At 44.7% G+C, this 25,739-nt stretch carries 19 protein-coding genes; 13 read left to right on the top strand and 6 right to left on the bottom strand.

Annotated elements, in window-relative coordinates; translation table 11 throughout:
- Positions 1–368 precede the first annotated feature (368 nt).
- The 4 genes from QUA10_RS15815 to QUA10_RS15830 all read left to right on the top strand — a co-directional run bounded on the left by QUA10_RS15815 (position 369) and on the right by QUA10_RS15830 (position 9,958).
- A complete protein-coding gene (locus QUA10_RS15815) occupies positions 369–4,646 on the top strand; it encodes a PAS domain S-box protein (RefSeq protein WP_333083434.1) in 4,278 nt (1,425 codons plus the stop codon).
- Positions 4,647–4,888: 242 nt separating this feature from the next.
- Positions 4,889–5,728, top strand: coding sequence for a DUF1361 domain-containing protein (locus QUA10_RS15820; RefSeq protein ID WP_333083435.1), 840 nt, complete (start codon positions 4,889–4,891; stop codon positions 5,726–5,728).
- Positions 5,729–5,949: 221 nt separating this feature from the next.
- The gene (locus QUA10_RS15825) at positions 5,950–7,914 is read left to right on the top strand and encodes an ABC transporter ATP-binding protein/permease (protein WP_333083437.1); all 1,965 of its coding nucleotides are present in this window, start codon (positions 5,950–5,952) and stop codon (positions 7,912–7,914) included.
- Positions 7,915–8,335: 421 nt separating this feature from the next.
- Entirely contained in the window at positions 8,336–9,958 is a 1,623-nt protein-coding gene (locus QUA10_RS15830; RefSeq protein WP_333083438.1) for an NB-ARC domain-containing protein, read from the top strand.
- 67 nt (positions 9,959–10,025) lie between these two features.
- On the opposite strand, the gene QUA10_RS15835 is transcribed toward QUA10_RS15830, so the two are convergent.
- The 4 genes from QUA10_RS15835 to QUA10_RS15850 form a co-directional block, all read right to left on the bottom strand.
- The gene (locus QUA10_RS15835) at positions 10,026–11,756 is read right to left on the bottom strand and encodes an NAD(P)H-quinone oxidoreductase subunit 4 (RefSeq protein WP_333083440.1); all 1,731 of its coding nucleotides are present in this window, start codon (positions 11,754–11,756) and stop codon (positions 10,026–10,028) included.
- A gap of 305 nt (positions 11,757–12,061) precedes the next feature.
- Positions 12,062–12,235 carry a hypothetical protein gene (locus QUA10_RS15840; RefSeq protein ID WP_333083441.1) on the bottom strand — a complete coding sequence of 58 codons (174 nt, stop codon included), beginning with the start codon at positions 12,233–12,235 and terminating at the stop codon, positions 12,062–12,064.
- A gap of 429 nt (positions 12,236–12,664) precedes the next feature.
- A complete protein-coding gene (locus tag QUA10_RS15845) occupies positions 12,665–13,858 on the bottom strand; it encodes a leucine-rich repeat domain-containing protein (protein WP_333083443.1) in 1,194 nt (397 codons plus the stop codon).
- Between the two features lie 103 nt (positions 13,859–13,961).
- On the bottom strand, positions 13,962–14,213 hold the full coding sequence (locus QUA10_RS15850) for a leucine-rich repeat domain-containing protein (protein WP_333083444.1): 252 nt from the start codon (positions 14,211–14,213) through the stop codon (positions 13,962–13,964).
- Between the two features lie 103 nt (positions 14,214–14,316).
- Here QUA10_RS15850 and minC point away from each other — a divergent pair, with 103 nt between their 5' ends.
- The 7 genes from minC (at position 14,317) to QUA10_RS15885 (ending at position 19,593) form a co-directional block, all read left to right on the top strand.
- Positions 14,317–15,123, top strand: coding sequence for a septum site-determining protein MinC (gene minC / locus QUA10_RS15855; RefSeq protein ID WP_333083445.1), 807 nt, complete (start codon positions 14,317–14,319; stop codon positions 15,121–15,123).
- Positions 15,124–15,462: 339 nt separating this feature from the next.
- Positions 15,463–16,269, top strand: a complete 807-nt coding sequence (gene minD / locus QUA10_RS15860) for a septum site-determining protein MinD (protein WP_006635273.1) — start codon at positions 15,463–15,465, stop codon at positions 16,267–16,269.
- A 206-nt stretch (positions 16,270–16,475) separates the two neighbouring features.
- Positions 16,476–16,847, top strand: a complete 372-nt coding sequence (minE, locus tag QUA10_RS15865) for a cell division topological specificity factor MinE (RefSeq protein WP_333083446.1) — start codon at positions 16,476–16,478, stop codon at positions 16,845–16,847.
- A 17-nt stretch (positions 16,848–16,864) separates the two neighbouring features.
- A complete protein-coding gene (locus QUA10_RS15870; protein ID WP_333083447.1) occupies positions 16,865–17,173 on the top strand; it encodes a hypothetical protein in 309 nt (102 codons plus the stop codon).
- Between the two features lie 297 nt (positions 17,174–17,470).
- On the top strand, positions 17,471–18,046 hold the full coding sequence (locus QUA10_RS15875; protein WP_333083448.1) for a TerD family protein: 576 nt from the start codon (positions 17,471–17,473) through the stop codon (positions 18,044–18,046).
- A gap of 12 nt (positions 18,047–18,058) precedes the next feature.
- Complete coding sequence (locus tag QUA10_RS15880; protein ID WP_333083449.1) at positions 18,059–18,661, top strand: TerD family protein; 603 nt, start codon at positions 18,059–18,061, stop codon at positions 18,659–18,661.
- Between the two features lie 230 nt (positions 18,662–18,891).
- Positions 18,892–19,593, top strand: coding sequence for a zinc-dependent metalloprotease family protein (locus tag QUA10_RS15885; protein ID WP_333083450.1), 702 nt, complete (start codon positions 18,892–18,894; stop codon positions 19,591–19,593).
- A 27-nt stretch (positions 19,594–19,620) separates the two neighbouring features.
- On the opposite strand, the gene QUA10_RS15890 is transcribed toward QUA10_RS15885, so the two are convergent.
- Positions 19,621–20,076, bottom strand: coding sequence for a TerB family tellurite resistance protein (locus tag QUA10_RS15890; protein WP_333083451.1), 456 nt, complete (start codon positions 20,074–20,076; stop codon positions 19,621–19,623).
- Positions 20,077–20,294: 218 nt separating this feature from the next.
- Positions 20,295–21,464, bottom strand: coding sequence for a DUF58 domain-containing protein (locus tag QUA10_RS15895; RefSeq protein WP_333083453.1), 1,170 nt, complete (start codon positions 21,462–21,464; stop codon positions 20,295–20,297).
- A 281-nt stretch (positions 21,465–21,745) separates the two neighbouring features.
- Between QUA10_RS15895 and QUA10_RS15900 the strand changes: the two genes are divergently transcribed.
- Both QUA10_RS15900 and QUA10_RS15905 read left to right on the top strand, forming a co-directional pair.
- Complete coding sequence (locus QUA10_RS15900) at positions 21,746–23,029, top strand: PilT/PilU family type 4a pilus ATPase (RefSeq protein WP_333083455.1); 1,284 nt, start codon at positions 21,746–21,748, stop codon at positions 23,027–23,029.
- 570 nt (positions 23,030–23,599) lie between these two features.
- Entirely contained in the window at positions 23,600–25,231 is a 1,632-nt protein-coding gene (locus tag QUA10_RS15905; RefSeq protein ID WP_333083456.1) for a polysaccharide biosynthesis protein, read from the top strand.
- Positions 25,232–25,739 lie beyond the last annotated feature (508 nt).

Raw genomic sequence — 25,739 nt, forward strand, 5'->3', positions numbered from 1 at the left:
ATGCTTTCATTAGGTTTGATTACACAATGATATTTCATTATTATTGATTGTACCTCATTACAGCGGGAACCGCTGTAGGAAAGATGCAAAGCTTTTTAAAGTCTCCGTCCTGAGTCTGCGAAAGAATGAATCCGGGGGCTTATGACCACATTACTTTCGGTCAGTCGATTGTAGATTTAAAACTTTTTCCATAGAATTAATGATGAGAGGCTTGGCGATCGCCCGCGTTCGACGGGCGTCCTCGAACACAAAAAACTCGCGCCCGCTTGCGAAAAGCCCCGTATGCCGAAAATTTTGGATTGGCCTAGAGAAATCAAACTAAACTAAATCTATCTAAAGACGTAAAAAAATACCTTAACCCCCGGCAGATGGAATACTTTAAGGTTAAAAAATTCCAAATTTCACCGTATTTAGCAGCTATTTCGGTATCAATAGCAATTTTGGTCGGAGTTGGCATTTTAGATCGATCTGAACAGCGGCGGTTTTTTCACTACAACCGCGCTACCACGCTCGATCGCCTCAGCACAGTGCGTTCTAAGCTGGAAGGATCTTTGAATTCTCGCCTGTTTTTGATGCGGGGTTTGGGGGCTTACCTTTCCAATAACCCAAACATCACCGAAGCCGAGTTTACAGCGACGGCGAGAATTCTGGTGGGACAGCAACCGGGCATTCGCGCCATCACTTTAGTTAAAGGCACGACGGTCGCTTACATTTACCCGCGGGAGGGAAATGAAACGGTGATCGGGGTTGACTTGACGGCGCTACCCGAACAGCGGCAAATGGTCCAAGAGGTCATCCGAACCAGAAAAACTTTGCTTGCCGGGCCCGTGAAATTATTGGAGGGGGACGAGACTTTCATCAGCCGATCGCCGATTTTTCTCACACCCTCCGGCGCCGAGCCTGAAACAGGAGTTTACTGGGGCTTGACAGGTTTGATCATCGACAAAAATTCCCTGATTGAGGAAGCAGGACTCAACGACTCCTCAGCGAAGCTGCAATACGCTCTGCGGGGCAAAGACGGGAAGGGAGCATCCGGCCCTGTGTTTTTCGGTGACGGGTCAATTTTTCAGCACAATCCCGTGCTGCTGGAAGTGACTTTGCCCAACGGTTCCTGGCAGTTGGGAGCAATTCCGGCGGGAGGATGGGCTGCGAATTCGCCGTTTCGGGGCTGGCTGCTTTTTGGAGGTGGCTTGCTGGCACTTTTGAGCGGGGCGGCGGTTTTTAACTGGGTGTACGGCCGTGCGAAACTGCGATCGAGCGAAGTTAAGTATCGGCAATTAGTTGAGAATGCTAACAGCATGATTGTGCAGTTAGACAGTGAAGGCAAGATTACTTTTTTTAACGAGTTTGCTGAAACTTTTTTCGGGTATTCAGAAGCAGAAATCATCGGCAAAAGTGCGATCGGCACAATTATACCGAAAACAGAGTTATTTGAAAGTGACCTCGCGACAAAGATTCGAGACTGTTTGGCACAGCCGCAAAAATACTTCCAAAACGAAAATGAAAACATCCGCAGCAATGGAGAAAGGGTGTGGATAGCGTGGACAAATAAACCTTTACTAGATGCGAAGGGAAATGTGGCAGGACTGCTTTGTATCGGGACGGATATTAGCGATCGCAAACAAACTGAAATCGCTCTACAAGCTTCTGAATCGGAACTTCGAGCTTTGTTCGCTGCCATGAACGATGTAATTTTTGAGTTCGATATTGAGGGACGGTTCCTGAAAGTTGCCCCGACTAATCCCCAATTATTGTACAAAGAGACGGCGGAATTTGCCGGTAAAAAAATTAACGATTTATTCGCTCCCGAAAAGGGAGAATTTTTTCTGGAGCAAATTCGCACCGCCTTCGCTACAAATAAAACCTGTACTTTTGAATATCACCTGGAAATTGCCAGCGTACAAAAGTGGTTTGCAGGTACCATTTCGCCAATGAAAAAAAACACGGTTCTGTGGGTTGCCCGCGACATTACGGAGCGCAAGCAAGCTGAAAATTGGTTAACCGGTCAAAAACAAATTTTAGAAATGATTGCTAAGGGCGCTCCTCTTGGCGATACTTTAAATACCTTAGTTGAAATTATGGAGCTGCAATCTAGAGATGTCATCGGTTCGATATTGCTTCTAGCCCCAGACGGCAAACATTTACTCCACGGAGCCGCGCCCAGTTTACCCGACAGTTACAATGCGGCTATTCATGGCAGACCCATCGGCCCGGAGGTAGGCTCCTGCGGCACTGCTGCGTTTACCCGCCAACAGGTGATCGTTACAGATATTGCCAGCGACTCTTTGTGGGAAAATTATCGAGATTTAGCCTTGAGTTTTGGACTGAGAGCTTGCTTGTCTACTCCTATTTTCTCATCTCAGGCTCAAGTTTTGGGAACTTTTGGAATGTATTATTCCCAACCGTGCCACCCCCCAATTGTTGATCTGCAATTGATAGAAGCGGCGATGAATTTAGCAGGAATTGCGATCGAACGCAACCAGGCAGAAGAAAGTCTCAAACAGCTCAATCAAGAACTAGAAAATAGAGTCAAAGATAGAACTGCTCAATTGATGCAAACTGAAGAACGCTGGCAGTTAGCACTCAAAGGCAACAATGACGGCATTTGGGACTGGAACTTGCAAACAGGGGAACTATTCCTGTCCGATAGATTTAAAGAAATAACTGGATACGAACACAGCGAAACTCTCGATTACTTTGACGAATTGAACAGGGGTACGCATCCCGACGATTTAGCCTTAGTAATGCAAGCTCTCCAAGACCATTTAAACAAGAAAACGCCACATTACATCATCGAATACCGCTGCTGGTGCTACAACAGCGCCTACAAATGGATATTGAGTCGGGGACAAGCTTTGTGGGACGCATCTGGAAAAGCAGTCCGCATGGTTGGTTCAATTACTGACATTACGGAGCGCAAACAAGCAGAGGAAGCACTACGGGAAAGCGAGGCAAGATTCCAAAAGCTGTCGGGTAATGTGCCGGGAGTAATTTATCAATTTGTATTGCGTACAGATAGCTCTTTCAGTTTCCCTTACATTAGTCCGGCTTGCCGAGAAATGTTTGAGCGAGAAGCCGAAGCTGTTATGCAAAATGCGGCTTTGATTACAGATTTAATTCATTCCGATGACCGCCAAAATCATGACGAATCCGTTGCTATTTCATCCCAAACTTTGCAACCTTGGCACTGGGAAGGACGGTTCGTACTACCTTCCGGCAAAATTCGATGGTTTCAGATAATTTCGCGTCCTGAAGCTAAAGAAAACGGTGATATTATTTGGGACGCCATCGCCGTTGATGTTACGGATCGCAAACAAGCTGAGTTAGCTTTGCAAGAAAGTCAGCAGTTCATTCAAAAAGTAGCATCGGCTACTCCCGGTATTTTGTATCTCTACGACTTGGAAGAACAGCGAAATATCTACACTAATACTTCAATGATCCAGCTTTTGGGCTATACCAGCGACGACATTACAGCGATGGATTCGTCACTGATGCCTCAGTTAATACACCCGGAAGATTTGCCTAAAATTGTGGAACATCACGCCAGCTTTGCAGGAATTGAAGATGGCGAAACTAGGGAAATTGAGTACCGGGTGCGGGCAGTAGACGGTCAATTGTTGTGGCTGCAAAGTCGCGATACTATTTTTAGTAGGAATGGGGAGGGTCAGGCTAAGGTAATAATTGGAGTTTCCCAGGATATTACGACTCGCAAGCAAGCAGAGGAAGCACTGCGACAAAGCGAGGCGCGAGAAAGAGAAAAAGCTCGAGATTTAGAGTCGGCGCTCCTGGAATTGCGCTCTACTCAAACTCAGCTCATTCAAACTGAAAAAATGTCTTCTTTGGGGCAATTAGTTGCCGGGATTGCTCACGAAATCAATAATCCAGTTAACTTCATTTACGCTAATATTGATTATCTCAACCAGTATACAAAACAGTTGCTCGATCTGGTGAGTCTTTACGAACAGGAGTATCCCAAACCTAATTCACAAATTGTCGATCGCATTCAAGAGATTGATTTGGACTTCATGGCTGAGGATTTAAGAAAACTTGTGGGCTCGATGCAGGTAGGAACCGAGCGCATCCGGCAAATTGTTTTGTCCCTCCGAAATTTCTCGCGGCTGGACGAATCGGCAATGAAGCCGGTCGATATTCACGCGGGAATTGAAAGCACTTTGTTAATTTTGCAGCACCGCTTGAAGAGTCGGGAGAGTCGCCCGGAAATTGAAGTAGTTAAGGAGTTTGGAAAACTGCCACTGGTGGAGTGCTATGCGAGCCAACTGAATCAGGTGTTTATGAATATTATTGCTAATGGAATTGATGCTATTGAAGAACAATATCACCAGTTATCGGTTCCACAATCAGAGACAAAGAGTGGACGGATTGCTATTTCCACAGGTGTAACTCCCCAGAACACTGTTAGGGTAGAAATTTCGGACAACGGTACGGGAATTCCCGAAGGGATAGTCGATCGCATTTTTAACCCGTTTTTTACTACAAAAGCTGTGGGGAAAGGTACGGGTTTGGGAATGTCTATCGCGCACTCGATTGTGGTGGAAAAGCACCAGGGCAAGATTGACTGTATTTCGTCCATAGGATGCGGAACAACTTTTAAGATTGAGATTCCGATCGACAAAGTGGATAAATAGTAGGGTGCGCCAGTCGATTTGAGACTTGAGATTTGAGATTTGAGAATTAACTCCACAGTGGTAGGGTTCGTCAGTCGATTTTAGATTTAAGATTGAGTCCACACTGCTAGTATGCGTCAGCAGTTATTGATTTTCAGGCGCGCCGCGATAAGCTGACGCACCCTACAAGTTAACGACTAAAATAGACTGAAGCTGCTAACGAAGCGGTGCTGCATCAAACCTTTAATTGTATAAAAATTGACATGATGGGATTAATCCTGGAAGCCCTGCAAGCAATGGGACACAATGTCCGCTGGATGTCTTGGAATTTGTTTTTGGGTTTAGTACCGCTGGGCCTGAGTTTTTGGCTGTTCCGCAAACCTCGATCACGCTGGCTGCTGTGGGGTACGGGCATTCTCCTGGGCGCTACTTTTTTGCCCAGTATGCGCCATGTTTTAGGCTATCTGAAGCACATTGTGCAAGATGTGGGCAAAACTTACGTTTTGGGGGCGATCGCCATTACACTCGCATTGATGGCTGTAGACATCTGGGTACTGCGGCAGCGCGGAGTTCGCTCTCTTCGATGGTGGGTCGGCTTTTTCTGGTTTATCGCATTCTTACCCAATGCGCCCTATGTTTTAACTGATATCATTCACCTGATTCGCCAGATTAAAGAGGGGAACTCGGTGTGGACTGTGACTCTAGCTTTGATCCCACAGTATCTGGCGTTTATGCTGGCCGGGTTTGGGGCTTACGTGCTGTCGGTGATGAATTTGGGTTACTATTTGAAGCAACAGGGTTGGAGTAAATTTATCCTGGCAACGGAGATAACTATACACGCACTTTCGGCGATCGGCATTTATTTAGGGCGATTTATCCGCTTCAACACTTGGGACATTCTGACTAACCCCGATGCGCTAGTTAACACAGTAATGAACGATTTGATAGGCAAGCGTCCGGTTTTAGTAATGGCTGTCACTTTTCTAGTAATTGCTGTTTTGTATTGGCTAATGAAACAAGTAATTTTAGGGATTAGCCAACGATTTTACAGCAGTAAGTTGCAGTCGGACTTGGCCGGCGATAGCGCAACTTCTTCGAGCTAGAGCGATTTGAGATTTGAGATTAAAGAATTGATTCAACAGATGAATCTCAGAGCGTGAACTAATTTCCTAAGTTTTTTTTTCCCACCCGTTAACTCGGAAAACAAGTTTCCGTCTGTGGGTGAGACAAATTTTTTCGCCAAACTCCCAAATAAATTACGGCTGCATTTTGTCACAAAACTTGATATGTTAGAACAGTCAAAGTAGTTTTGTAAACAGCAAAGATGAATCGATTTGACCGTCACTTGTGGCAGAGATTTATTGCGATCGCCCAACCTTACTTTTATCCTTTAGAGCCTGGGGGAGGCAGAATCTTTTTAGGATTAGTAGCGCTGTTGTTGATATTTCTCTTCGCTGCGATGTTTGTGTTCGTCAGCGCTGTATGTTTGGGTACTCAAGTCTTATTCCCAGAGGCTTTTAATGGAGTTGCGGCTGGTTTAGCTACTTTAATCAAAGGAATTATCTACTCACCGAAAATTGCGATCGTTGGTTTAATGCTAATCCTCCCGCTAGCTGCTTTTGTCTTTTTTAGAAGCAAGTTGATACCGCGCTGGAAACAGTGGATTATGTTAGCTCTGCTGGTATTTTTGTCGCTGTCTGTTAGCGGAATTAACGTAATTATTAGCTATATTAGTAATTTTTTCACGACAGCGCTGGCTGAAAAAGATCAGATTACTTTTTGGCGGTTTATGTGGGTTTATGCTGGAGTTTTTATTATCGCTACCCCGATAGTTGTTATTTATGAGTATACCCAAGATAAACTGGGATTATACTGGCGAGAGTGGATGACTGATAGTTTCCTGGGTAGTTATTTTCAAAACCGCGCTTATTACGAAATCAATTCTCAGAAGAAAATCGACAATCCCGACCAGCGGATTGCTGAAGATATCAAATCTTTCACTAGCACAAGTTTAGAGTTTTTGCTGCTGATATTGGGGGCAATTATCGATATTATTTCTTTTACCGGCATTCTGTGGTCTATTTCCAAAGGTCTTTCGATCGGACTAATTATTTACGCTGTCTTTGGCACGACAGTCATGATATTTTTTGGCAAAAAGTTAATATTTTTGAACTTCAATCAGCTCTCCACAGAGGCTGACTTTCGCTATGGATTGGTTCACATTCGGGATAATGCAGAATCAATTGCTTTTTACCGGGGAGAAGCACAGGAATCGGTTCAGGTAAAACACCGATTTTTAGCAGCAGTTCGGAACTTTAATTTCCTAATTGGTTGGCAGCGAAGCCTGGGATATTTTAGAGTTAGCTATAGATATGCAACTTATATTATCCCCTCTTTATTCTTGGCTTCTATCTACTTTGCGGGTGAGATCAGATACGGCGATATCACTCAAGCTGAATTTGCTTTTCGTCAGGTTTCAGAAGCATTTTCTTTGGTGGTATATAGGATTGAAAGTTTGAGTTTTTTTGCGGCCGGCATTAATCGTTTAGCCACGTTCAATGAGGCTCTAAGAGATGAAAAAAGTGCTGTAAAACTAGACTTCAGAACAATCGATACAGTTATAAGTTCGCCATTGACACTGGAACACGTTACTTTAGATACTCCGCAGCATCAAAAGACTTTGATTAGGGATTTGTCGGTAGCCGTGTCGCCCGGTGAAGGACTGTTAATTGTCGGTCAAAGCGGTGCTGGGAAGAGTTCTTTGCTGCGGGCAATTGCGGGATTGTGGGAATCGGGAACCGGCCGTTTGGCGCGGCCGGAATTGGAGGAAATGCTGTTTTTGCCACAGCGTCCTTATATGATTTTGGGGAGTTTGCGATCGCAACTTCTCTATCCTAACAGCAGCAGCGAGGTTGATGAAGAAAAATTGCGCCGCGTTTTGGCATCAGTAAACTTAGCAGATTTGCCGGACAGATTGGGCGGTTTTGAGGCAGATTTAGATTGGGGTGAGATTTTGTCACTGGGAGAACAGCAACGTTTAGGTTTTGCTAGATTGTTATTGACGGAACCGAAATACACTATTTTAGATGAGGCGACCAGTGCTTTGGATTTGAAGAACGAGCAACATTTATACGAGCAGTTGCAAGCCACTAAAACTACGTTTGTGAGTGTCGGCCACCGATTGAGTTTAGTGAAATATCACCAGCAGGTTTTGGAACTTCTGGGCGATGGGAGTTGGCGGCTGCTTTCGGCCCAAGAATACCGCGCTAGTGCGACAAATTTTAGCTGATACAGCCCTGCTTTCAAGAATTGTGAATTTACCCGGTTGTTGGTTCGCGGTGGGTTGTGGTGCGGTTGGAAATTTATGGTTGGGTGCTATAAATTAAGCGTCGCGCCTCCACTCTACAATAGGTTTTAGTGGTAGGGCAATAGCAACAATTAATGCAGATTAACTCCCTCCTTTCTCATACCATCTTAGATTAAAGGATTAAAGAATTGAGAATGACTGATTGTGTATTGGTTTGGAGCACAGGTCTAGAGTTGCATTTTTTTAAACTGGTATCACAATCGATAATTGGGTATAAATATCTAAAACTGCCCAAACAACAAAAAGCAAGCTGAACGTTAGTAGATTCGATTCAATTGCTCGCCTACGATAACTCACACAATATAATAGAAGATAGATTTTTAGTATAGGCGAGATTCCTACCTTGACTACTCCGATTCCTCAAAACTTTGTGCAAACGATCGCCAAACAGCGCGGTGTCACAGATGCCGAGTTAGAAACTGTGTTTATGGCTCTCGACGGTCAATCTACAGCGACCATCGCCACAAAGCTTGGCATTAGCGACATCGCCGTTCGCAAAAGACTCGGCGAAGTTTACAAAAAGTTTCAGATCGGGGGGAACGGCCCTGGAAAGCTTTCGGAATTGAGGCATCAGTTGCTGTTTTCATACCACATCGATCAGGGAACGAGCGATTTTAGTGGAGGTAAAGGCTCTCTATTGAAGATGGCGATTGGACACCGACAGGAAGATTGGGGCCAAGCACCGGATGTTTCGGTTTTTTACGGACGGACTGAAGAATTAACTACTTTAAAGAAGTGGATTGTATCAGATAATTGTCGCGTCGTAGCGCTGCTTGGTTTGGCTGGTAGCGGCAAAACAACTCTGTCGGTGCAGTTGGCAAAACAGGTACAGAATGAGTTTGATTTTGTGATTTGGCGATCGCTGCGATCGGCACCAGCACCATCCGACTTCCTAGGAAGCTTAATTCAACTTTTTTCTAACCAACCAAAACCCGATGTGCCCATCGACCTCAACAGCAAAATTTCGCGCTTGGTCGAGTATCTGCGGAAACACCGCTGTCTGGTAATTTTAGACGATTTTGAAGCGGTTCTCAAACCCGAAGAATTAGCGGGACACTACCGGGAAGGCTGCGAAGGATATCGAGATTTAATTGTGCGGCTGTGTGAGGTCAATCACAATAGCTGTTTAGTCCTAGTTAGTTCGGAAGAACCTACGGAACTGGCTTTGCTGGCGGGAGAAAAAGTGCGGTCTTTAAAACCTGCTATTTCCTCGGAAATAGCGCGGGAAATTTTCCAAGAAAAAGGTTTGTCGCCTCAAGAGCAAGAGTTGAAAATCTTGTTATCCAGGTACGGAGGCAATCTGTTAGCATTAAAGATTGTAGCGACAACAATTAACGAGTTTTTCGAGGGAAATGTTTTAAAGCTTTTGGAAGCAACGGCGTTATTTATTGAAGAACATATCAGCAATTTGCTGGCGCAGCAGTTCGATCGAATGTCGAGTTCCGAACAAGATATTGCCTACTGGATTGCTATTGCTCAAAGCCAGATTTCCCTGGCAACTTTACGAGAGCAGATGTTGGTCAATTCATCGCTGTCAGATTTGCTGAAAAATCTCGATTCTATGGGTCGTCGCTCGCTGATTGACAAAATCAGTGAGGGCGGGGAAACTGTTTTTATGCTTCAGCCTTTGATCGTGCAATATGTAACGGACAGATTAGTGGATCAGATTCGAGCTGAGGTTTTGGAGACGGTTAAGACCCAAGGAATAGAAAGAATGCGACTGTTGAAAACTCACCAATTGAGCATCAACATTGCTAAACGGAAAGGGGATAAAGGCGCACAAAGTAGCTCTATTTTAGTATTAGTAAAAAATCGGTTGCAAGTGTTGTTTTTGAAGACGACAGGCTCTGAAGAACCTCTAAATATCTTGAAGAAAGTTGCCTCTGATCTGGAAAATAAATCGATCCTTGAGGTGGGATATGCTAGGGAGAATCTGGCGCAGATTATTTCAGAAATTCAGCGATAAGAAAAAAGCGATCGCCTTTTGACAAAAGCGATCGCCCAATTTTCAACACAAACAGAGTTCGATAAAATTATTTGACAATGCCAAAAACCGATGCAGATTCAGACCGTGTAATTTTGTCCAAAGCAGGCGATTTTTGAGCTTGGGCAATCTTGGGAACCAAAAGTTGATTCGCATAAATCCGAGGATTTTGTTGAGCAATTTGGATGTAAGATTGGCGGACTTCTGCGTTGACTGCGACAGTCTTGGCATCGTAGACTTGCATCGCCATGTTGGGATAAAAACCAATGCCGACAATCGGTATCAAAAAGCAAAATGCGATCGCCACTTCCCGAGGTTTAGCATCAATAAACGGTGCATCACCAGGCAAAACGCAACTATTACCAAAACAAACCGCTTCATCCAGATTGTTTCTCTGATTCTGCAAATTTAGATCCTCAAGGTCGCAAGCCGCGAGTGTCCCACAGTTGTAAAATAACTGTCGCAGCATCGAGAGCAAATAAATCGGCGTCAAAATCAGTCCTACTGCCGCCAGGAACACTGTCACCGCGCGGAAAGAACCGCTGTACATATCGCTAGTTGCGACGCCCACAAACACTGACAATTCGCTAGCAAAACCGCTCATTCCGGGGAGTGCCAAGGATGCCATCGCGCCTGCGGTAAACAAAGCAAACACTTTCGGCATGACTTTCCCAATCTCGCCCATCTCGTCCATGATCATTGTATGGGTGCGATCGTAAGTAACGCCAGCCAGGAAAAACAATACTGAGGCGATTAAACCGTGGGAAATCATTTGCAACAGCGCCCCGTTGATTCCCAAATCCGTGAAGGAAGCAATACCCAACAACACGAATCCCATGTGAGAAATCGACGAATTCGCTAGGCGGCGCTTCATGTTGGATTGACCGAAGGAATTCAGCGCGCCGTAGATAATGTTGACCACGCCCAGCACCGCCATAATCGGTGCAAAGTAAACGTGTGCTTGGGGAAGAAGTTCCAAATTCAGGCGAATCAGTCCGTATCCGCCCATTTTCAGCAATACGCCGGCCAGAATCATCGACACGGGAGAAGATGCTTCGCCGTGGGCATCAGGTAGCCAAGTGTGGAAGGGGAAAATCGCCAGTTTCACACCGAAGGCAATCAGCAATCCCGCATAAAGCAGTAATTCTAAACCCAGTGGGTAGTCCTTCAAGCCAAGTTCTACCATGTCGAAGGTGGGGGTGCCTCCGCCGTAGAATGCCATTGCTAAGGCCGCTATCAAAATAAAGATGGAAGCGCCTGCGGTGTAAATCAAGAATTTGGTAGCTGCGTAGCGACGGTTTTGTCCGCCCCAAATCGAGATTAGGAGGTACACCGGAATTAGTTCGAGTTCCCAGACAATGAACAACAGCATGATGTCTTGGGCGACGAAGACTCCTATTTGTGCGGAGTACATCACCAGCATTAGGAAGTAGAAGAGTCGTGGCTTGCGATCGACTTCCCAGGCTGCAAAGATTGATAGTGTCGTCACCAATCCCGCCAACAGTACCAACGGCACAGAGAGTCCGTCAACCGAAACAGACCAGTTGAGGCCTAAAGAAGGTATCCAGGGATATTGTTCTACGATTTGGAAACTAGAGATGCTTGGATCGTAATGAGTCCAAAACACCCAGCACATTAATACAAAATCTGCAATGCCTACGCCTAGGGCATACCAGCGAATGGTTTTGCCGTCTGTATCCGGCAGAAAAGGGATGGCGAGGGAAGCGAGGAGGGGTAGGATGACAATTGCGGTCAGCCAAGGAAATTGATCCGCTATCATAGTGAGAATAAATACTTAGTGGGAAGTTACCAAAATTATAATACTAAATTTAATTAAAACTTAAGATTTATTCATAAATATTTTTTATATCCAGATAAATGGGGTTTACAATATCACGAGTTGCTACACACGTCAATTGATTTTTGATTTTCGATTTTCGATTTTCGATTTTTGATTTAGGACTTACGAACAAAAAAATATAGCGTTTTGTAGGCGCAATCTGCCTGGGGTTGCGCCTATTGTGGTAGATGGTTGGGTAAGTCCTGTGTATTAAGGGCGATCGTAAATTAGCTGTCAATCAGCTTTCAATCTGGATCAACTCCCAATTCGCGCAACTTAGCCGCCAATCGTTCAGCCCTTTGGCTTTCTTGGTCAGCCCTTTGGCTTTCCTGATCAGCCCTTTGCCTTTGTGGCTCAGCTTGTTCTGAAATCCACAGCAACAAATTACCTAAATTATCCCACCAGCGCAGCCAGTTCATGGTTTGTCCCAACCTTTCCCCCGACCAAATCCCCAGATATAGTTCCAGTTATGGAATCCACACCCGCCCCTGCTCATTGGCTGAATGTGAACTACCCAACACCCATCTGACTACAGATAGGGTGTGGGCTTCCCAATTCAACGGGGATTGCCTCAGCCTTCATGGATTTTTGGCGTTGCTGATTTAGGGTATGAAAGGCTAAATATGCAAGTCATAGAAACCAGTATTCACAAAACTTCGGGATTTTCAATTGATTTTTTTCATACCCTGATTAAGTAACGCCAATTATTTATCTGGTTCCTGGGAATTGTCACCCTTGATTTAAAACCTTGCCTAACAGATTACCAATTAACAGTAATTGGGCGATCGCCATTTTAATTAATTATTAGAAAATTTCATGATCACCCATTATCCCACACACTTTTGAGTTTAAATCGGTTTGTCTTCTCCTGCTTGCTTGTGACGGAAATATTCGCGGATCGCATCAATACCTTGTTCGGCAATTTCAATTGGGGGGTCTTCGAGGGGGTTGCGACCTAAATAAATTTGGGATAAATTGGTTAGACGGGTGATAGTTGATGGTACTATCGTCAGTTGGTTGCAAGCTAAATCGAGATAAGATAAGTTAATCATGCGAGTGATAGCATCTGGTAGGCTTGTCAGTTTATTTCCACGTAAATCAAGTACGGATAAGTTAGTCATACGGGTGATAGCTTCTGGCACGCTCGTCAGTTGGTTTAAAGTTAAATTAAGTTCCGATAAATTGGTCATCCTGTTTATAGCCTCTGGTAGGCTCGTCAGTTGGTTAAAAGTTAAATTAATTTCGGATAAATTTGTCATACGGGTGAGCGCTTCTGGTAAGCTTGTCAGTTTGTTGAAACTTAAATTAAGTTCGGATAAATTTGTCAGAAAGTTGAACGTTTCTGGCAGGTTTGTCAGTTGGTTTAAACTTAAATTAAGTTGGGATAAATTGGTGAGACGGGTGAGCGCTTCTGGTACGCTCGTCAGTTGATTGGAACGCAAATTAAGTTGGGATAAATTGGTGAGATGGGTGAGCGCTTCTGGTACGCTCAGCAGTTCGTTGTTACCTAAATCTAGTTGAGATAAATTGGTCAGAAGTTTGAGCGTTTTTGGTACACTTGTCAGTTGGTTGTAACTTAAATCTAGTTGGGATAAATTGGTGAGGTCGGTGAGCGCTTCAGGTACGCTCTTCAGTTGATTTGCAGCCAAATTAAGTTGGGATAAATTTGTAAGACGAGTGATAGCTTCTGGTAGACACGTCAGTTTGTTTCCACCTAAACTAAGTACGGATAAATGTGTTAAACTGGTGATAGCTTCGGGGACAGTTATTAGTTGATTTGAAGCTAAATTAAGTACAGATAAATGGGTTAACCGGGTGATAAATTTTGGTAACTTTGTCAATTTATTGTGACTTAAATTAAGTTGGGACAAATTAGTCAGACGGGAGATGGATTCTGGCACAGTAGTCAGTTTGTTGTAACTTAAATCTAACTTTTCTATCCAGCCTAAATCGAACACCTCTGTCGGAATTCCGGTTAATAAATTACCGCTCAAATCTAATAAGTTAGTCAGTGGCGTGATAGCTTTAGGTACGGATACCACTTTTTTTACCCGTAATTTAACTACGGCTAAATTGGTCGCACGGTGGGTAGTTTGTTGTAAATATATTAGTTTGTTTGTACCTAAATTTAGGTGAGAAAATGGGTCATTCGGTTGAAAAAGTTTGGTATTTTGTCAGCTTGTTGTGACTTAAATTTAGTTGGGATAAATTGGTAAGATGGGTGATAGCTTCTGGTACAGTAGTCAGTTTGTTGTAACTTAAGTTCAAGGTTTCCAACCATGCTAACTCAAACACCTCCGTAGGAATTTCTGTTAATGATTTAGCGCTCAAATCTAATTCAGTGAGGCGTTGTTCCTTGACTTGTTGAATTTTTGAGCGAATTTTGTAAGAAGTCATTTTTCTGTCACCAGATATCTTTAAAGATGGCGTTAAATGGCAAATCTGACCACTCAGGCTAATATTGATGTTAACCTGTCCCTACCCGAACTCAGACCTGTCCATGACACCCGATGCCACCGCCGGAGCTACTTCCGCCCCTGCCACTCAATCAACACCCGAAGTCAGCTTGGAGCTGCAAGTCCGACTCAAAACCGAAGATGGACAGCTACTGTTGCTACTCCCCCCAGAAACCAATAGCGAACCCGCAACAGCCGCGGCCTCGACTTGGACTGAACTTTGGCAACAGCTAAAAGTTAGGCTGAATGCGGGAGAACGCTTTTGGCAGCCAAACGCAGAAGTACAATTGATGGGGAACGATCGACTTTTAGATATCCGCCAACTGCAAGAAATCGCCGATGCCCTCTCCGAAGTAGAACTGCAACTCAAACGAGTCCACACCAGTCGCCGCCAAACTGCCGTTGCCGCAGCTACGGCAGGTTATTGTGTAGAACAGCAGCCTCCGGTTTCTTCCCTGAATAAAGCCACCTCTGAAAAACCGCAATCGCTGGCGGAACCTTTATATTTGCAGATGACAGTGCGATCAGGCGTAGAAATTCGCCATCCGGGCACCGTCGTACTTTTGGGAGACGTAAATCCCGGCGGATCAGTTATCGCTGGAGGCGATATCCTAGTTTGGGGCCGTTTGCGGGGAGTCGTGCACGCCGGTGCCGGTGGCAACACCAAAAGCGTGATTATGACCTTGCAGATGGAACCGATGGTGATTAGGATTGCTAAGTATGTTGCCAGAGGCCCAGAAACCTCACCCGCTCAGTTTTTCCCGGAAGTCGCCTATGTGACGCCCCAAGGGATTCGGATCGGTAGAGCCTCTGATTTTGACAAATCGCAGTTAGTCGGGGGTAATGAGTAATTGGGAATTGGTGATTGGGAATTGGTGATTGGGAATAGGTAATGGGTAATTTGTAATACTATTTCTCTTTAAGCCTGCACTTGATAATTTTTCTCTTGGCTAAATCAGCAACTAAAGGACGATTTAAAAATCTAGTGCAAATTAATAGATAATTAGTATTACAAGGAGAGTTTTGAGTGTTGAGTTAATTCACTGAATAACAGATTGCTGCAAAATTACCAAAGAATAATTGCTAATTATCAACCAATAATAAAATCAATTCCCAATTCCCAATTCCCAATTCCCAATTCCCAATTCCCAATTCCCGGTCACCAATTCCAAAAAAATCTAAAATCGCTTATGGCTCGCATTATTGTTGTTACATCAGGGAAAGGCGGGGTAGGAAAAACCACCTCCACAGCCAATCTCGGCATGGCTTTAGCTAAGCGGGGGCGCAACGTTGCCGTAATTGATGCCGATTTCGGTCTCAGAAATTTAGACTTGCTGCTGGGCTTAGAAAATCGGATTGTTTACACGGCATTAGAAGTTCTTGCTGGAGAGTGCCGATTAGAGCAAGCTTTGGTGAAAGATAAGCGGCAGCCGCGCTTGGTGCTGTTGCCTGCTGCCCAAACTCGAATGAAAGATGCCATCAGCGCTGAGCAAATGAAGCAGCTTGTGGGGATGTTGGGAGCAAAATACGACTATATTTTGATCGACTCTCCTGCTGGAATTGAACAAGGTTTTCAAAATGCGATCGCCCCGGCTCAAGAAGGGATAATTGTCACTACTCCCGAAATCGCTGCGGTCCGCGATGCCGATCGAGTCATCGGCCTGCTGGAAGCCAACAACGTCAAGAAAATCAACCTGATCGTCAACCGGATCAGACCCGCAATGGTGCTGGCAAATGATATGATGTCGGTGCAAGACGTGCGGGAAATCCTCGCCATTCCGCTGTTAGGCGTGGTTCCCGACGACGAGCGCGTCATCGTTTCCACCAACCGAGGCGAACCATTAGTATTGTCGGAAACAGCCTCTTTAGCTGGAACTGCCTTCGACAATATTGCCCGCCGCTTAGAAGGCGAAAAAGTTGATTTTCTAGATCTCAATCCCCGTCGAGAAAACTTTTTTACTCGCCTCCGCAAGTTCTTAAATACTAAAATTATGTGATGTGCTGCAATATTGGCGATCGATCTTTAACAGCAGCGACCGCATCACAAAAACTAGCCCAAATTTTCTCCCCGTGACACCATTTCCCAAAAAGAATGAAACTGTAGGTCAACTTCAAACCATTAGGGAATGAGTGATTCCCCAATCGAAAATCGAAAATCGTATAACGTTTTCTATGCCTAACCCTTGACAAATCAGCCTGACCCATGATACACACACTTCTCGAACGACTTTTCCCGCGCACCCCTGACAACAGCCGCGACGAGGTAAAACGGCGCCTCAAACTGGTTCTAGCCCACGATCGCTCAGAACTCAGCCCAGAAATGGTTGAGTCTATGCGCCGAGAAATTCTAGAGGTGGTGTCTCGCTACGTGGAAATCGATACCACCGGGTCTGAGTTCTCGCTGGAGAGCGACCAGCGGGCCACAGCACTAATTGCGAATCTCCCGATCCGGCGAGTCAGGCTGGAGCATCCACCGGAGAATTTGCCCCAGAATTTGCCCGCGAATTTGCCCGAAAATCGACTCGAATATGTACCGGAGTATGTAGTCGAAATTCTCCCCGACACTAGAGATTAACAGGGATTGAGCTTTTATTGTCAGGCAAAGAGTTCGATTCGAGCCGATCGGCATTTAAATTAAACTATAGCAACCGCTTTTGTCGGTTAGAAAATAGACTACAATTAGTCGCCTGTTTTGCAGAGCGATCGCGCCGACTTTTGGGCACAAACTGTACATTTATACCTCCTTCATCAGGTCATCCCAGCGATCGAGTTAAATGGCATGAAGAAATCGAAGCCACTCAAGAGTTTGGAATCCATCGCAACACCATCGACGCCACAAGTCTCGTGTGTTGCAACACACGAGACTTCCAAGCGGAGGGCATTGTGGAAACTGCCGGGTAATGGTCACTTGCATCACAAAACACGGTCAAGTTCCGAGAGTTTGTCAAAATACACAAGTATAATAACCCAAGCTGAGATTACACAACTGTGGGAGGCAGAGCATGATTGCTTTATAACCACACCCAAAAAATAATTAAGAGTTGTAATCGCTATTGACATCGGCACAGTTAGCTAATATTCTTTTTATTTAAGATTTAAAATTCTCCAACTATTTCCCGCAAAAACTTAAACAAAGTTTTCAAGTCCGCGGCTCCCTCGATAACCACTTCTAATAATAAAAAAGAGGAAGATTGAATCATGGCAGTATCTCTGACCAAAGGACAACGGGTATCGCTTGAGAAAGTTTCACCCGGTCTCTCAGAAGTATTCATAGGACTGGGATGGGACGTTAAAGCTACAGACACGGGTTCTGACTTTGACCTAGACTCATCATTGTTCCTCTTAGGTGCGAATGAAAAATTAATTTCTGACAACCACTTCATTTTTTATAACAATCTCACAAGTCCCGATCCAGACAAATCCGTGCAGCACATGGGAGATAATCTCACGGGGGCCGGCGAGGGGGATGATGAAGTTATCAAAATCAACCTCAAAAAAGTGCCTAATGATGTCCAAAAAATTCTTGTAACTGTAACCATCCATGAAGCACAGCAACGCCGTCAAAATTTTGGTCAGGTGCAAAATGCCTTCGTGCGGATCGTTAATGCCCAAACACAACAGGAAGCTGTTCGCTATGACCTGGTAGAAGATTATTCCATAGAGACAGCACTGATCATGGCTGAACTTTACCGGAAAGACGGTGAGTGGCGTCTCAATGCAGTGGGAGCCGGCTATCAAGGTGGTTTACAAGCATTACTCGATCGCTATAGCTAAAAGGTAAAACACATGGGAATTAACCTACAAAAAGGACAGCGCATCTCGCTTTCCAAAGAAGCGCCAGGGCTAACAAAACTGATCTGCGGATTAGGCTGGGATGTGGCGAAACGCTCCGGTGGAGGTTTGTTTGGGGCTTTTAGCAGTACTCCAGATTATGACTTGGATGCCTCAGTGATTTGTTTAGATCGAAATGACAAAGTGAATGATATGACCAATATCGTTTATTTTGGCAATCTCTCCCACCGTTCAGGAGCTATTACGCATCTAGGTGATAATCTGACTGGAGCGGGAGACGGAGATGACGAGCAAATTCTCGTCGATTTATCTCGAATGCCCTCGCAAATTGTCAAACTGGTTTTTACAGTTAACATTTACGATTGCATTGCACGCAAGCAAGACTTCGGACAAGTTCAAAATGCGTTTGTGCGTTTGGTTAATACGTCTAATAATCAAGAACTCGCAAAATATAACCTATCAGGTTCTGAATACAAAGGCATGACGGGGATGCTCATGGCAGAAATCTACAAGCATAATGATGAGTGGAAAATGGCGGCGATCGGTAACGGTGTTAAGGTTAATGGGTTACAGGAACTTGTGAAAACCTATGCTTAACCCTCTTTTGTTACTTTCGGCAAAAAATAATCAGGAACGCTTAGAGCATAAGACTTGTACCAAAAATCCTGATTTCCGCCATTCTGTTAGAAAATAAACGCTCAAATTATCGCTATATCTACAGGTAAAAATTTGGCTCTAATTTTTATTTTCCCAGAGTGATAGAAGAGGGTTAACAACTCCTTCGGTACATAGATGCTCCTTATTTTCTGGAATCAGACACAGAATCAATGTCTCTGTACGATCGCCTAGACTTAACCAAACACAATCGCAAGCTAAAACTCCCCCTTTCTCAACGGCTAAACCTGACTAAACCCCCCAAACTCCGCTGTCATATCTGTCGTTCCCGTATCCAGCCTCAGTGGGAGTTTTGCCCTTCTTGTGGAAGAGTTCTAATTGATAATGACAGCGATTTTCGGCGTTGCATTTGGGTAGATGTATCGGGAATGGATGTCGCACCCGAAAATAGAGAAGCGATCTTTTCCCTGCTGATGGACGCCTTCTCCAAACTCTACGGCGCATTTAGAAGCATCAAAATATTTTTGACATCTGATCCCCCCGATCCCAAAGAGTGGGGGGAAGATTTTACCCATGTTTATATATTCGTGGACAGCCAGCCGGTTGACTATCTCGGCGTGGCTAGCTTCAAGTCGGGAATGGTTACAGATCGGGCGATTATTCGGATTGACCAAGTATTCTATGCTTCCTACAATGCCAGCCTTAGTCTCAATCAACTATCTAACTTAATTGCAAATACCATTGCCCATGAAATAGGACATACACTAGGACTCGATCATTCTGCCCTTCCGACAGATGTCATGCACAATGGACTCCTTCATACTGTTCATAGCTTAATGCCTCCCTCATTTCATGCAGAGCAAATAAACTCAATGAACAATGCTATTCGCAGATATAAAGCCTTGAAGAATTGATTGGCCCGAACCAGGAAATAGCTGAATTTAGAGATCGAATTCCCCAGGATTAATGCCCACAGCATGGCAAGCTTCTTTGACAACCTTCTTTTCATCTTTGTCAAAATTACCATCCGCACCACCGATAATAATGCCAATTTGGATGACGGCACGACCTTGGTCTAGTTTTTTATTAAGTTTCCCTATCGCTTGGATAGCCTCAATTTTACCAAAATCGAAGTCCTGTGAGAGCTTCTCACAATAAAAATCAAATTTTTGCTTTAACTCCGACGCCGGAAAAATTTGGAGTGTTTTATTGGAAATTATTAGAGCCGCCGTTTTTTGTCTTTCCTCGGTATTGATAGTGCCATCAGCAGCAGCAATCAATGCACATATTGCCATTGAGGCATCAGCAAAATCATTATTTTTAAACTTGGAAATATTGGTTTGCAGAGAATCATTGATTTGTGATACGTTCTGCTTTAATTTATCCCAGAAAGTCATTTTTTCTCCTGTTTGGTGAATGAGATATGATGTTTATGACCGGATTCACAGTAATCTAAGCTGCTCTTAACTTGTCAAGCAATTGCCAGACCCCGTAAGACCCTTAACTTTATCAATTACACTCCCGTAGTGTATCATGGTTCTTGATGTTTTAGATTAATCAAGTCAATCTTCATAACTAATAGCTCTTTCACAGGTTTTTTCGTAGCCTATCTTACTTAATAGCCAATCGCTCTTTCCAGAGGATCTTGTAACTGAAGTTCTAAGGGCCTGCCGGAGCGAATTTCTAAACCAGGTAACTCATGTTTGACTAACTTTTTTTCGCTTGTGGTAGCAGTTGCCAACGGCCAGAGTACCCAGCGGCTGCCTAGGGAAAGAGTGCTTAAACTTGCAGAGTTTTGAGTCAGCCAAATTATCGGCAGTTTCGGCAAATTCTCAACCGCATCTTCCCCAGCATTAACCGCCGCTAAAGTTTCCAAAACTACCCGGTTCCCCGATACAAGTCTAGTCCCGGCCGTCCAAAGTTTGACGTTTAACAGGCGCTTGCTAGCATAGAAGTAAAGAGACGCAGCTACTGTCACGGCTCGTTCAAATTCTTCTGGCTGCCACGCCGCAGCGCTGTCGAGAGCAATAATAATTTCTTGACCGCCGGCTGCAACTTCTAACTCTCTTACCCGCAGTTCTCCGTAGCGGGCGCTGGTGCGCCAGTGAATTAGGCGGGTGGGGTCTCCGTGGCGGTAAGGTCTGAGGTTGCGGGTGAGGCCTTCGGTAGCAGTTTGCGATCGACTGCGATTGTAAAATTGCGGGCTGTCTTCTTGACCGATGCGATCGATCAAAGGACAAGTGCTCAACGGCAAAACTTGTGGATACACAACCGCCACAGCTTTGACTGGGCGGCTGCGTCGGCACCAAAACAACCCTAAAGGTGCCGCCGTCCTCAAGTTTACCTCTTGCCAACGATAGACGCCCCGCTGCCGGACTTCCAGATAGTATGTATCCCTGTATATACTGTTAGCCTCTATGACTTCGATCGGGCGGACGATCGGTTCTCCCAATACAAACGGCAAGATGTCTATCACTTGCAACAAAGTCTTAGGTTGGCGGGCGCGATTTTCGATTTCTAGTTCAACGGTGATTTGATCGCCCGCACTCACCGGTTCGATCGTCCGGCGACGGACTTCCAAGGAACGGAGCGATTTTCCCGGCAAAACCGCCGCTACTCCCAACAGCGCCAAACCCCCACCGCTGAGCACGTACAGCCACCCAGACATTGTATTAGTCGCCGACCCAAAAAAGAAAACCGTCATCCCCAACAGCAGCCAACCCGCGTAGGCAGGGGTAACAGCACGATTTTCAAGCCAGTCGGCGATTTTGTGACCGATGTTCATAGGAGTTTAAATTGTTAATTACTAGATCGCCCCATCCAGCCTAATTGTAAAATATTCTCAGCATTTAACACCGAATTAACTGCGAGCGATTAGATTAGAAATCAGGCATTTTTTCGCAATAAATCTACATTGACCCGCCCAAAAACGGACAAAAGCCCCCGACACTCAGTCAGGGTCGATCCCCAAATTTTAGACTCTAGTTCCTGCTCCCAGATTAATCTGTGGAGTAAATCTAAAATCTAAAATCTAAAATCTAAAATAGACTGACTGGAGACAAAAAAATGAACCCATTAAACAATCCTACACCCGTTCAACCAGAGGCTCAAGCCCGACGACGAACACCGCCGCCGCCGCCGCCCTTGGCTGCAACTCCCGCGCCGCCTCCACCCGCGCCGAGTGCGCCCCCCGCAGCCCAGCAGCAGCGGCCTGTTGAAACACCCGTCAGTACGATCGAACAAATGGTCAGAGATGCCCATAGCGTCTCGGCTTCCGACATTCACATTCGAGTCGGCCAAGTACCTCGATTTCGGATTCGTGGCGCGATGCAAGTAGCAACAGCCCACCCCAAAGTAACGCCAGAAATTTTTGAACAGTACCTAGCCGAAATTCTCACCCCCGAACAGCGAAAACAGTTTGCAACTACCAAGGAATTAGATTCAGCAATTTTTTACCCTGGCTTCGTGCGGTGTCGGCTAAACTGTTTTGATTCCCTCAGCGGCGGTGCGATGGTATTGCGGTTGATTAGTTTGGAAATACCTACTATCGATTCCTTGAGGTTGCCAGAAGTTTTCAAAAGTATCATTTTGCGATCGCAGGGATTAATATTGGTTACAGGGCCTACGGGTTCGGGGAAATCGACAACCGTAGCTGCGATGATCGACCACCTCAACCAGATGGAGCAAAAGCACGTAGTTACAATTGAAGACCCGATCGAATTCATTCACCCTTCTAAAAAATGCTTGGTCAGCCAGCGGGAAGTCGGCTTGCATACCCACGAGTTTCAGCAGGCTTTGCGGGCTGTTTTGCGTGAAGATCCAGATGTAATTCTGATCGGGGAAATGCGCGATCGAGTTACCATCAATACAGCGTTGCAAGCAGCTCAAACTGGTCACTTAGTATTGGGAACTCTCCACACTCGCAGCGCCATTAACGCTATTAATCGGTTGTTGAACCTCTACCCACCCGAGGAACAACAGGCGATGCGGATTCAAATTTGCGATTCTTTAGTAGCAGTAATTGCCCAACTTTTGCTGCCAACAGTTGACAACCGTCGGGTAGCAGTTCACGATATTTTGGTGAATACACCTGCCATGCACGATTACTTAATGAAAGGTGATGATGATGAAGCTTTCCGATTAATGGAACATGATACTTACGAAGGAATGCAGATTATCAACCAGGGTCTTTACAAACTGGTGCTGGAAGGCAGAGTGACGATCGAAGAAGCAGCAAAAACTTCTCCTGAAGCCAGCGATTTAGACCGCCGCTTGCGGACAGGGGGCTACGATGTTGGGGACGCTCGCGGCTTTGAAGGCAGCAAAAAAGAACGCACAGTTCGCGCCTAATAGCAGCACACATACAGGGGTAGGCACTGCAGGACTACCCCACCCATCAAGTAACAAGATTTTTAGCAGGCGGAAATATTTGATTAAGGCTTTTGTGCGTATTTTTACTTAAAATAAAACTATATTTAGTAACCAAAAATACATTTTAATTAAAAAGTAAAATGCTATAATCAATAATGTCGAGTGTATTGTTAAGTTTTTTAAACGTAGACCCTACTTTACATAAACTTTAAAATTGCGTGAAAACTCGTAGGTTATTGCAAAGAAATAGTAAAGATATGTTCGGAGTATTGCCAACACTCAGTCATTTAAGTATATAGTTGTAGTGACAAATTTTGGACAGAGAACATTCCGACTTTGCCGATATTTGCCGATCGCAGAAGTAAGCAGGTTACAAAAGCGCTTAATAAAACTACAAGCAGAGCCGATGCCGTGTTTTTCCAATTAAGTAGCTTTTCGTCGAAAAAATCCTAAAACCAAGCAGACTTTTAAAGATTCTGTCCCTCGAAAATTTGTTTAACAACGCGCTTATCAGCAAGGGTATTTCTAGAATTTAAAGGAGCAAAAAAAGTGAAGAGTGCATATAACCAAAGAGAACTGTTTGAAGGTGCCAGCAAAGCGGAAATAATTGAGCGCATCCAGCAGCTAGTTCCGCCCGGTTCCCCGGAACCCCAAGATCCTGAAATCTTCGTGGCTCTCCAAACTCTCACCGCACAGCTAATCGCAGCCTATCAAGCCGATGGACAATTAGAAAGCGAACCTTTTAGCGATGTGCGCGGTCGCACTATTCACCTATACGCATCCGCAGTCAGCAGCCAAATCAAAGGAAAAACCATCTTAATCACCGGAGGAGAAGGATGTGTCGGTCGTTTCTTAATCGCAAAACTCCTCGAATTAGGCGCAACTAAAATCATTTCCGCAGACAACGCCCGATGTCAAAACCCCGAAGAAAATCTCCCGCTTTTTACCAGAGAAGGTGCAGTAACTTTCTATGCCGCCGATATTCGCAACCTCGACGCGCTCAAACACATATTTGAGGTAGAAAAACCAGAAATTGTTTTTCACCTAGCAGCCCAGCGCCAACCCGGACTAGCTGAAATCAAAATCCGAGAAACAGTTACAACCAGCCTGTTAGGATGTAAACACGTCATCCAACTCTGCGAACAATACGGCGTAGAACACTGCATCTTCTCTTCTACAGGCAAAACATCTCGATATTTTACAACCGAAGTTTACGCGGCATCGAAGAAGTTTGCCGAATGGCAATTTGCCAAAGCAGCTCAAGAAGGAAATGTCACTTACGGGATGGTTCGCTTTACTCATATGTTGGAAAATAGCTTGTTCTGCGAGCAAATGTCCAAAAAAGTAGAGCAAGGTAAAACTGTCAACGTTCACGCTCCCCACCGCTACGTAACTGCTCAAAATCTTTTTGAAGCCGTACATTTATTACTGAATTCTCTGATTGTGTCCGTTCCCGGAAAACTGAAATTTGTCGCCGTGAGTAATCTCGGTTGGCCGACAGAAACCTTGGAAGTAGCTCTTTATAAAATTCTTGAATCAGGCAAAAATCTGCCGATTTATTTTCAAGGACTTTTGCCGGGATACGAAGAACCGTTTTTCCTTGGACAGTTTGACTGGAAAAAACCTACAGAAATTCACCTTTTAATTAATGTGTTGGAAGATCCTTTTAGAAGTATTAACGATACAGGCGACATGGTGAGTGTAGAATTAGCTCCTTTTTCTTTGCCTGTCTTAGATAAACAAGTGTCGAAGCTCGAAAGCTTAATCATCGATCCAGATTTCCCCGAAGTGCAAATCAAGCACGCTCTTGTCGCAGCGGAAAAAGAAGTGATTGCTTCCTCTTTTGCATGGAGTGCCCCTGAAGACTTGTTGAAGATTTTGCAGTGGGGAATCAATCCCAAGAAATTGCAAGGTTACGGAACGGAAATCGCTGACTATCGCGAGATTATCGAACTCCTCCTGCAAGGAATCTGCGGGCGGCTTAACCAAGAAGTGTTGCACAGTGCTGGAGTTACGGCAGATGAGTTTGATGACTTAGTTGAGAGTCTTTCTACCCTGGATTTGATTCAAGCAGAAGTGGGATATTTGCGCTCGGTGTCGAGATATCTCAGAGAATTTGCACCCCCCGCACAGTTCACCACCAAAAAATCTGAACCTGTTGCTATGCCCGATGCAGCGTAGCTTGAACATACTTTTGAGTTGGGAGATTGCTTCCTGAGTGCCTACCTACAGGAGATGAATGAGTTATATCAATTCCGGTTGCACGAGCGAAATGGTTTTTGACAGTTGACAGTTGACAGTTGACAGTTGACGGGCGGGTCGAAAAACTTAATGGTTGAGTGTTAACTCTTGGCTGGATTTTATTATTCCGATGCAACCGGATTTGATGTTAAACATTGACTAAGTGTTTAGTTGATTAAAAATAAAATACGCAGAAACCTGGTTTCTAAAAGAAACTGGGTTTCTTCAGTCTGGGCTTGTTTAAGGTTTAATTAAATTGAGTGACTTAACATTGTCAGAATAGACATGATATGATATTAGTTACGAGCGCACAATCGCAATCAAATTAATTGGTAGTGATGACGCTAGTCCTAGTAGTTTTAGGAGGACTTAAGTCCTCAAAACAAAGGTGATAACGGTGATTTTTTGCAGGCATGATAGGATGATACTTGAGATAGAGTGGCGCTGT

It is taken from the genome of Microcoleus sp. Pol8_D6, from assembly GCF_036700965.1.
In the GTDB taxonomy this organism is placed as follows: Bacteria; Cyanobacteriota; Cyanobacteriia; order Cyanobacteriales; family Microcoleaceae; genus Microcoleus.

What these genes read in the sequence shown, in the direction of transcription:
- QUA10_RS15815 (WP_333083434.1), top strand. Translation starts at nt 369, where the DNA reads ATGGAATACTTTAAGGTTAAAAAATTCCAAATTTCACCGTATTTAGCA.
- QUA10_RS15820 (WP_333083435.1), top strand. Translation starts at nt 4,889, where the DNA reads ATGATGGGATTAATCCTGGAAGCCCTGCAAGCAATGGGACACAATGTC.
- QUA10_RS15825 (WP_333083437.1), top strand. Translation starts at nt 5,950, where the DNA reads ATGAATCGATTTGACCGTCACTTGTGGCAGAGATTTATTGCGATCGCC.
- QUA10_RS15835 (WP_333083440.1), bottom strand. Translation starts at nt 11,756, where the DNA reads ATGATAGCGGATCAATTTCCTTGGCTGACCGCAATTGTCATCCTACCC.
- QUA10_RS15840 (WP_333083441.1), bottom strand. Translation starts at nt 12,235, where the DNA reads ATGAACTGGCTGCGCTGGTGGGATAATTTAGGTAATTTGTTGCTGTGG.
- QUA10_RS15850 (WP_333083444.1), bottom strand. Translation starts at nt 14,213, where the DNA reads ATGACTTCTTACAAAATTCGCTCAAAAATTCAACAAGTCAAGGAACAA.
- minC (WP_333083445.1), top strand. Translation starts at nt 14,317, where the DNA reads ATGACACCCGATGCCACCGCCGGAGCTACTTCCGCCCCTGCCACTCAA.
- minD (WP_006635273.1), top strand. Translation starts at nt 15,463, where the DNA reads ATGGCTCGCATTATTGTTGTTACATCAGGGAAAGGCGGGGTAGGAAAA.
- minE (WP_333083446.1), top strand. Translation starts at nt 16,476, where the DNA reads ATGATACACACACTTCTCGAACGACTTTTCCCGCGCACCCCTGACAAC.
- QUA10_RS15875 (WP_333083448.1), top strand. Translation starts at nt 17,471, where the DNA reads ATGGCAGTATCTCTGACCAAAGGACAACGGGTATCGCTTGAGAAAGTT.
- QUA10_RS15880 (WP_333083449.1), top strand. Translation starts at nt 18,059, where the DNA reads ATGGGAATTAACCTACAAAAAGGACAGCGCATCTCGCTTTCCAAAGAA.
- QUA10_RS15885 (WP_333083450.1), top strand. Translation starts at nt 18,892, where the DNA reads ATGTCTCTGTACGATCGCCTAGACTTAACCAAACACAATCGCAAGCTA.
- QUA10_RS15890 (WP_333083451.1), bottom strand. Translation starts at nt 20,076, where the DNA reads ATGACTTTCTGGGATAAATTAAAGCAGAACGTATCACAAATCAATGAT.
- QUA10_RS15895 (WP_333083453.1), bottom strand. Translation starts at nt 21,464, where the DNA reads ATGAACATCGGTCACAAAATCGCCGACTGGCTTGAAAATCGTGCTGTT.
- QUA10_RS15900 (WP_333083455.1), top strand. Translation starts at nt 21,746, where the DNA reads ATGAACCCATTAAACAATCCTACACCCGTTCAACCAGAGGCTCAAGCC.